We start from the raw sequence: 6,866 nt of genomic DNA, 5'->3' as shown, positions 1-6,866 counted from the left end.
CCCCACACCCACCCCCCTGGCGCTTGGGCTTAATTGGGGGTTTCCCGCGGCCCCGTGGGGGGGCGCCCCCCCCCCCCCCACGCCAAGGGAAGGAATCACCCGCAGTATGCGCCCGTGGAGGCGCTGTGCACCAGCTTGGCGTACTTGGCCAGGACGCCCTTGGTGAACTTGGCCGGCAGCGGTGCCCAGCCTTCCTTGCGGGCTTCGAGTTCTGCGTCGTCCACGAGCAGGTCGAAGGTCCGTGCTGCGATGTCCACGCGGATCCGGTCGCCGTCCTTCACGAAGGCGATGGGGCCGCCGTCGACCGCTTCGGGGGCGACGTGGCCGATGCACAGTCCGGTGGTACCGCCGGAGAAGCGGCCATCGGTGAGCAGCAGGACATCCTTGCCCAGGCCCGCACCCTTTATGGCACCGGTGATGGCGAGCATCTCGCGCATGCCCGGACCGCCCTTGGGGCCTTCGTAGCGGATCACCACTACGTCGCCCTTCTGGATCTCGCCGTTGTCCAGCGCGTCCAGGGCGCCCTGTTCACGCTCGAACACCCGGGCGCTGCCTTCGAAGACGTCGGCGTCGAAGCCGGCGCTCTTCACTACGGCACCCTCGGGGGCGAGCGAGCCGTGGAGGATGGTGATGCCGCCGGTCTTGTGGATCGGGTTGTCCAGCGCGCGGAGGATCTTGCCGTCCAGGTCCGGCGGGTTAATAGACTCGAGGTTCTCGGCAAGGGTCTTGCCCGTCACGGTCAGGCAGTCACCGTGCAGCAGTCCGGCGTCGAGCAGCGCCTTCATGATGACCGGCACGCCGCCGATCTTGTCCACGTCGGTCATGACGTAGCGGCCGAAGGGCTTCAGGTCGCCCAGGTGCGGGATCTTGTCACCGATGCGGTTGAAGTCATCCAGGGTCAGTTCGACCTCTGCCTCGCGGGCGATCGCAAGAAGGTGCAGGACGGCGTTGGTAGAGCCGCCGAAGGCCATGGTCACGGCGATCGCGTTCTCGAACGCCTTCTTGGTCATGATGTCGCGGGCAGTGATGCCCAGGCGCAGCAGGTTCACCACTGCTTCGCCCGACTTGCGGGCGAATTCGTCACGACGGCGGTCGGCCGAGGGCGGGGCGGCGGAGCCGGGGAGGGACATGCCCAGCGCCTCACCAATGCAGGCCATGGTGTTGGCGGTGTACATGCCGCCACAGGCGCCTTCGCCCGGACAGATGGCCTTCTCAATCCGGGTGAGGTCTTCCATGCTCATCTTGCCGGCAGCGCACGCGCCGACGGCTTCGAAAGCGTCGATCAGGGTGACTTCCTTCTCGGAGCCGTCCTCAAGCTTGACCCAGCCCGGCATGATGGAGCCGGCGTACAGGAACACGCTGGAAAGGTCCAGGCGCGCGGCGGCCATTAGCATGCCCGGCAGGGACTTGTCACAGCCAGCCAGCAGCACGGACCCGTCGATGCGCTCGGCCTGCATGACCGTTTCCACGGAGTCGGCGATGACTTCGCGGGAGACCAGGGAGAAGTGCATGCCCTCGTGGCCCATGGAGATGCCGTCGGAAACGGAAATGGTGCCGAACTGCATCGGGAACCCGCCGCCGGCGTGGACGCCTTCCTTGGCGCCCTGGGCCAGCCGGTTCAGGGACAGGTTACAGGGAGTGATTTCATTCCAGGAACTCGCGACGCCGATCTGGGGCTTGACGAAGTCGTCGTCCCCCATGCCCACGGCCCGGAACATTCCACGTGCCGGAGCTGCGTGAATGCCATCGGTGACAACCCGGCTCCGGGGCTTGATGTCAGGCTTGTTGTCGGTTGCGATCTGGGTGTCCTCACTCATGGGTCAAAGTCTAAGACTCCTGAAAGGCGGCCAACGACCGCAAGTGGCCGGTTTGGCCCAATTTCCAGAAAAATTCGATCAAATAGTGGACTTGCGTCTCACCTTCTGGGACGGAGCGCCTGGGTGCGCTGCGTCCATATGGCGTTGACAAGCCTAGACATCCCTATTGACAGCGACGTACCGTCAAGCACGGCAACCTCGCGTGACGGATGAAAGGCTTTGCTATGGAGTGGATTATCTGGGTCATTGTCATTGTTTTGGTCGTTGCGATCGTCTGGTGGCTGCTGAACCGGAGCTCGCGGGGAACGGCCGCCGGCTCCGCCCGGACCGAACAGGTGACTTCCCCCGCCGGAACCGCTCCCGCAGCATCCACCAGAACGGAAGAGTCGCCGTCGGCCGCTTCTTCCGCCGCAGCCGCGGTGGGCCCCCTGTCAGACACCACCCGGACCGTACCGGAAACAGGCCGCCTGGCTGAACCGGACGCCGGGCCGGCAGCCGCGGAAGCCGCACCGCCGGCGGGCCGCCCCGCCCCCGCGGCCACGCGCCCGGACCCCGAGGACGTGGAACCGGACATCGAATCCTGGGAGGCTGCCACCGCCCGCCCCTCCTCGTCGCGGCCAGCCGGAGGGGATGTTGACGACTGGGACGACGACGGCGACAAGGCCGAATGGGATGCCCAGTGGTCGGATGCGGGAAGTGCCGAGGCGGGCAGCTCCGCCCAGCAGGCACCGGCGCAGCCTGCCACCCCGACGCATCACGCGGAGTACACGGCCCCGCATGCACCCACCCTGCCCGGAGCGGAGTCGGCCGCGGCCGAAGCCCTGGACGCCGAGGCTGAAACCCAGCAGCGGATCCAGTCCTCCGCTGCCACGGAAGCCGGAGCCAGCCACGATGCCGAGCCCCATCACCGCGAACCGCAGCCTCACCACCTGGAACAGGGCTTCGGTGCGGAACGGGGCTTCGGCGAACAGCCCATCCCCCACAAGCACGCCCCGGCCGAAGGCGCAGAAGCCGCGGTTGACCAGCCGTACGGCGAGGGCTCAGCCTCGCCGGCCGCAGACGGCAGCGCCCCGGACGGATACGCCGTCAAGGGTGACGTCAGCGCCATGACCTATTACGACGAAGACAGCGCCGGCTACGAGGACGTCAGGGCGGAAGTCTGGTTCCTGTCCCCGGCGCACGCCGAGGCTGCCGGCTTCCGGGCGCCGCGCCGGTCCCGGCGCTAACGCCCGCGCGGCGGCGGACTGCGGACGGAGGACGCGCATGACACGCAACCACCCCCGAAAGCCCGCAGCGGCTGCCGCCGCCACGCCCCTGGCAGCGGCAGCCTTGGCATTGTCCGCCCTGACGTTGTCGCTGTCCGGCTGCACGGGCGACGGCGGTCAGCCCGTTCCTGGCACCGGCACACCGGGGACAAGCACCTCAGGATCAAGCACCTCGGGTACCGGCGCCGCGGGAACGGGCGCCGGGGGAACCAGCGCGCCGGCTGTCTCCGGTACGGCAGCCCCGGCGGCGCCCCGGGCGCCGGAAGTGCGGAGCAGGATCGAGGGACTGCAGATTCCCTGGTCCACCGTGTTCCTGCCGGACGGCACAGCAGTTATTTCCGAGCGCGATACCGCCCTGCTCAAATCCGTGACGGACGGCAAGGTCGGCACCATCGGGGCCGTTCCCGGCGTCATGCCCGGCGGTGAGGGCGGGCTGATGGGCCTGGCCTTGTCGCCCGACTTTGCCTCGGACCGCTATCTCTACGCCTACTTCACCTCGGCCGATGACAACCGGATCGCCCGCATGCGCCTGGAAGGCACCGGGGCAGCCGGCGGCGGCCTCCGGCTGGGTGAGCAGGAGGTGATCTTCTCCGGCATGTCCAAGGCCTCCACCCACAACGGCGGCAGGATCCGCTTTGGCCCGGACGGGTTCCTCTACGTCGGCACAGGTGACTCGCAGCGCCGGGAACAGCCGCAGGACCGCAACGCCTTGGGCGGCAAGATACTGCGGCTCACCAAGGACGGCGCCCCCGCGCCCGGCAACCCCTTCCCGAACAACCCCGTCTACAGCCTTGGCCACCGGAACGTCCAGGGCCTGGCGTGGGACAGCCAGGGCCGGCTCTGGGCCAGCGAATTCGGACCCGACGTCAATGATGAACTCAACCTGATCCAGCCCGGCGGAAACTACGGGTGGCCCGAAGTCACCGGAGCGCCCCACCGGGACGGCTTCATCGACGCCAAGGTTGTCTGGCCCTCGACAGCAGATTCCTCCCCCAGCGGACTCGAAATTGTTGGCAGCACGGCCTACCTCGGCGCGTTGAGGGGCCAGCGCATCTGGGCAGTCCCCCTCAGCGGGGAAAATGCCGGCACTCCTGTGGGCTATTTCACCCGGCAGTTCGGGCGGATCAGGAACGTCTCGCTGGCCCAGAACGGGGATTTATGGGCCCTCAGCAACAACCAAAACCCTGATTTTGCGCTGATTTTGCGGCTTCCACGCTAAGCGGCACCTCCCGCCCACCTCGATTTCACACTGGCCAAAACTTCGTGTAGAGTCTTATGTCGTTGCGGAGGTCAACCAGGGGAACAAAAAGCCCTCGGATGAACGAAACAGCAGATGCACCTCTAGCTCAATTGGCAGAGCAATTGACTCTTAATCAATGGGTTCCGGGTTCAAGTCCCGGGGGGTGCACCACTACCGAAGCCCCGCTTTCATGGCCACAAGCCTGAAGGTGGGGCTTTGCGGTTTCCCGGATGTGGCTGCGCCGGGAGCCGTGTTGTCATAACCAAAACTTCGTGTAGAGTTTCATGTCGTTGCGGAGGTCAACGGGGGAAACAAAAGCCCGCGGATGAACGAAACAGTAGATGCACCTCTAGCTCAATTGGCAGAGCAATTGACTCTTAATCAATGGGTTCCGGGTTCAAGTCCCGGGGGGTGCACCACTACCGAAGCCCCGCCTTCAAGGCCACAAACCTGAAGGCGGGGCTTTGTCGTTCCTGAAACATGTATGCCGCCGCCTTGGGCGTATCCGGGCCAGGGGGCAGGGTCACGGCACCTGCCGGAGCCCTGCCCTTCCCGCGTCAGCCCGCCGTCTGGAGTGCGACCCGCACGGGTTCCCCGGACTGCAGCGATGCCTGGGCGGCATCGGCCACCATCGACGCAGCGACAGCGTCCTCCGGTGTGCAGGGGTTCTGCCGCTGCCCCAGCACCAGTTCCACAAAGGCCGCCATCTCGGCACGGTACGCCGTGTGGAACCGCTCGGCGAACGTCCTGTGCGGCGGCCCGGCCGGAAAACCCACCCCCGGCTCGGCGGAGGACATCGCCATCTGGGCATCCATCCCCACCATGACCGACCCTGCTGATCCCTGGAGCTCCAGCCGGACGTCGTGCCCGGCCCCGTTGTAGCGGGTGGCCGAGACCGTTCCGACGCTGCCGTCGTCGAACGTCACCACTGCCAGCGCCGTGTCGACATCGCCGACAGCACCGATTGCGGGGTCACCGTTGTTGGAACCCCTGGCGAAAACCTCCACGATTTCCTTGCCGGTGAGCCAGCGGAGGATGTCGAAGTCGTGGACGGAGCAGTCGCGGAAGAGCCCGCCGGACGTCGCGAGGAACTCCACCGGCGGCGGCGTCATGTCGCAGGTGACCGCCCTGACCGTGTGGAGCCATCCCAGCTCCCCGGCGTCGAAGGCGCGCTTGGCCTCCAGATAGCCCGGGTCGAACCGGCGCTGGTGGCCGATCTGCACCGTGCCGCCCGTGGCCCGGATGTGGTCCAGGACAGGCAGTGATTCCTCGACGTTCACGGCGACGGGCTTTTCGCAGAACACCGGGACGCCGGCGTCCACACCGGCCTTGATCAGGTGCGGATGCGTGGTAGTTCCGGTGGCGATGACCAGCCCGTCGATGCCAGACTCAAACAGGGCTTCAACGGAGGGCAGGAACCCGGCACCGAGTCCGCCGGCCAGCGACCGGGCATGTTCTGCGGCAACGTCGGTCAGCTTAAGGTGCACCGGGGTGCCCTGCGGTCCCATCAGCTCATTGAGGCCGGCGATGTTCCGGGCGTGCATGGCGCCGATTCGGCCCACTCCCACGAGTCCCAGAGTTACTTCTCCCATGCTGTTCCTGCTCACGGCTCCCTACTTCGACGCCCGGCCGCCGACAGCCCTGGAATCAGCCACGTCGGCGACTTCGGCCTGGACTTCCTTGATGACGTCACCGTGGCCACCGAGCTGTTCGAGCTCATGGGCGAGTTCGGCAAGTTCGGCGCCGCCGGCCATCTGAGCCGTGAGTTCGTCGAGGGTGATGTCCTTCTTGTCGTAGTAGCCGATCGATTTGCCGCGCTTGAGCAGCAGGAACCGGTCGCCGACGGGGAAGGCGTGGTGCGGGTTGTGCGTGATAAAGATGACGCCCAGGCCGCGGTCGCGGGCCTGGAGGATGTAGCGCAGCACGACGCCTGACTGCTTGACGCCGAGTGCCGCCGTCGGCTCGTCCAGGATCAGGACCTTGGCGCCGAAGTACACGGCACGGGCGATCGCCACGCACTGGCGTTCACCGCCGGAGAGCTGGCCGATCGGCTGCTCGACGTCGCGCAGGTCGATGCCCATGTCCGCCAGTTCCTTCTTGGTGATGTCCTTCATCTGCTGGACATCCAGCTTCTTGAACGGGCCGACGCCGGTGGTCAGCTCCGAGCCGAGGAAGAAGTTGCGCCAGATCGGCATCAACGGCACCACGGCGAGGTCCTGATAGACGGTGGCGATGCCGACGTCCAGGGCGTCGCGGGGGGACGTGAACTTACGCTCCTCCCCCATGACTTTCAGGACACCTTCGTCGTGCTGGTGCAGCCCGGCGATGATCTTGATCAGTGTGGACTTGCCGGCTCCGTTGTCCCCCAGGACGCAGGTGACCCGGCCGTTGTCCACGGCCATCGTGACGTCGGTGAGCGCCACGATGTTGCCGTAGTGCTTGCCCACGCTCTCCAGGGCGAGCAGGTGCACAGGTGTGTGGGTCAGCGGGTCCTTTTCATCCTTGAGGAGCAGCTGCTGGTCGATTTGCTTGGCGTTCATGGTT

General features: G+C 66.5%; 5 protein-coding genes and 2 tRNA genes. 4 read left to right on the top strand and 3 right to left on the bottom strand.

Annotated elements, in window-relative coordinates; translation table 11 throughout:
• Positions 1-95: 95 nt before the first annotated feature.
• On the bottom strand, positions 96-1,817 hold the full coding sequence (gene ilvD, locus AC5RWD_RS02530) for a dihydroxy-acid dehydratase (RefSeq protein WP_494018534.1): 1,722 nt from the start codon (positions 1,815-1,817) through the stop codon (positions 96-98).
• A gap of 224 nt (positions 1,818-2,041) precedes the next feature.
• Between ilvD and AC5RWD_RS02525 the strand changes: the two genes are divergently transcribed.
• The 4 genes from AC5RWD_RS02525 to AC5RWD_RS02510 all read left to right on the top strand — a co-directional run bounded on the left by AC5RWD_RS02525 (position 2,042) and on the right by AC5RWD_RS02510 (position 4,741).
• Complete coding sequence (locus tag AC5RWD_RS02525; RefSeq protein ID WP_494018533.1) at positions 2,042-3,043, top strand: sunset domain-containing protein; 1,002 nt, start codon at positions 2,042-2,044, stop codon at positions 3,041-3,043.
• 37 nt (positions 3,044-3,080) lie between these two features.
• On the top strand, positions 3,081-4,301 hold the full coding sequence (locus tag AC5RWD_RS02520; RefSeq protein WP_494018532.1) for a PQQ-dependent sugar dehydrogenase: 1,221 nt from the start codon (positions 3,081-3,083) through the stop codon (positions 4,299-4,301).
• A 116-nt stretch (positions 4,302-4,417) separates the two neighbouring features.
• A tRNA-Lys gene (locus AC5RWD_RS02515) sits at positions 4,418-4,493 on the top strand.
• 172 nt (positions 4,494-4,665) lie between these two features.
• Positions 4,666-4,741 (top strand) — tRNA-Lys (locus AC5RWD_RS02510).
• 138 nt (positions 4,742-4,879) lie between these two features.
• Here the strand turns inward: AC5RWD_RS02510 and AC5RWD_RS02505 are convergent.
• Both AC5RWD_RS02505 and AC5RWD_RS02500 read right to left on the bottom strand, forming a co-directional pair.
• Complete coding sequence (locus AC5RWD_RS02505) at positions 4,880-5,914, bottom strand: Gfo/Idh/MocA family oxidoreductase (protein WP_494018531.1); 1,035 nt, start codon at positions 5,912-5,914, stop codon at positions 4,880-4,882.
• Between the two features lie 21 nt (positions 5,915-5,935).
• Positions 5,936-6,862, bottom strand: coding sequence for an ATP-binding cassette domain-containing protein (locus tag AC5RWD_RS02500; protein WP_494018530.1), 927 nt, complete (start codon positions 6,860-6,862; stop codon positions 5,936-5,938).
• Between the last annotated feature and the right edge of the window lie 4 nt (positions 6,863-6,866).

Source organism: Arthrobacter sp. CMU6 (genome assembly GCF_059090205.1).
This window is presented reverse-complemented; position numbering and strand designations above follow the sequence as displayed.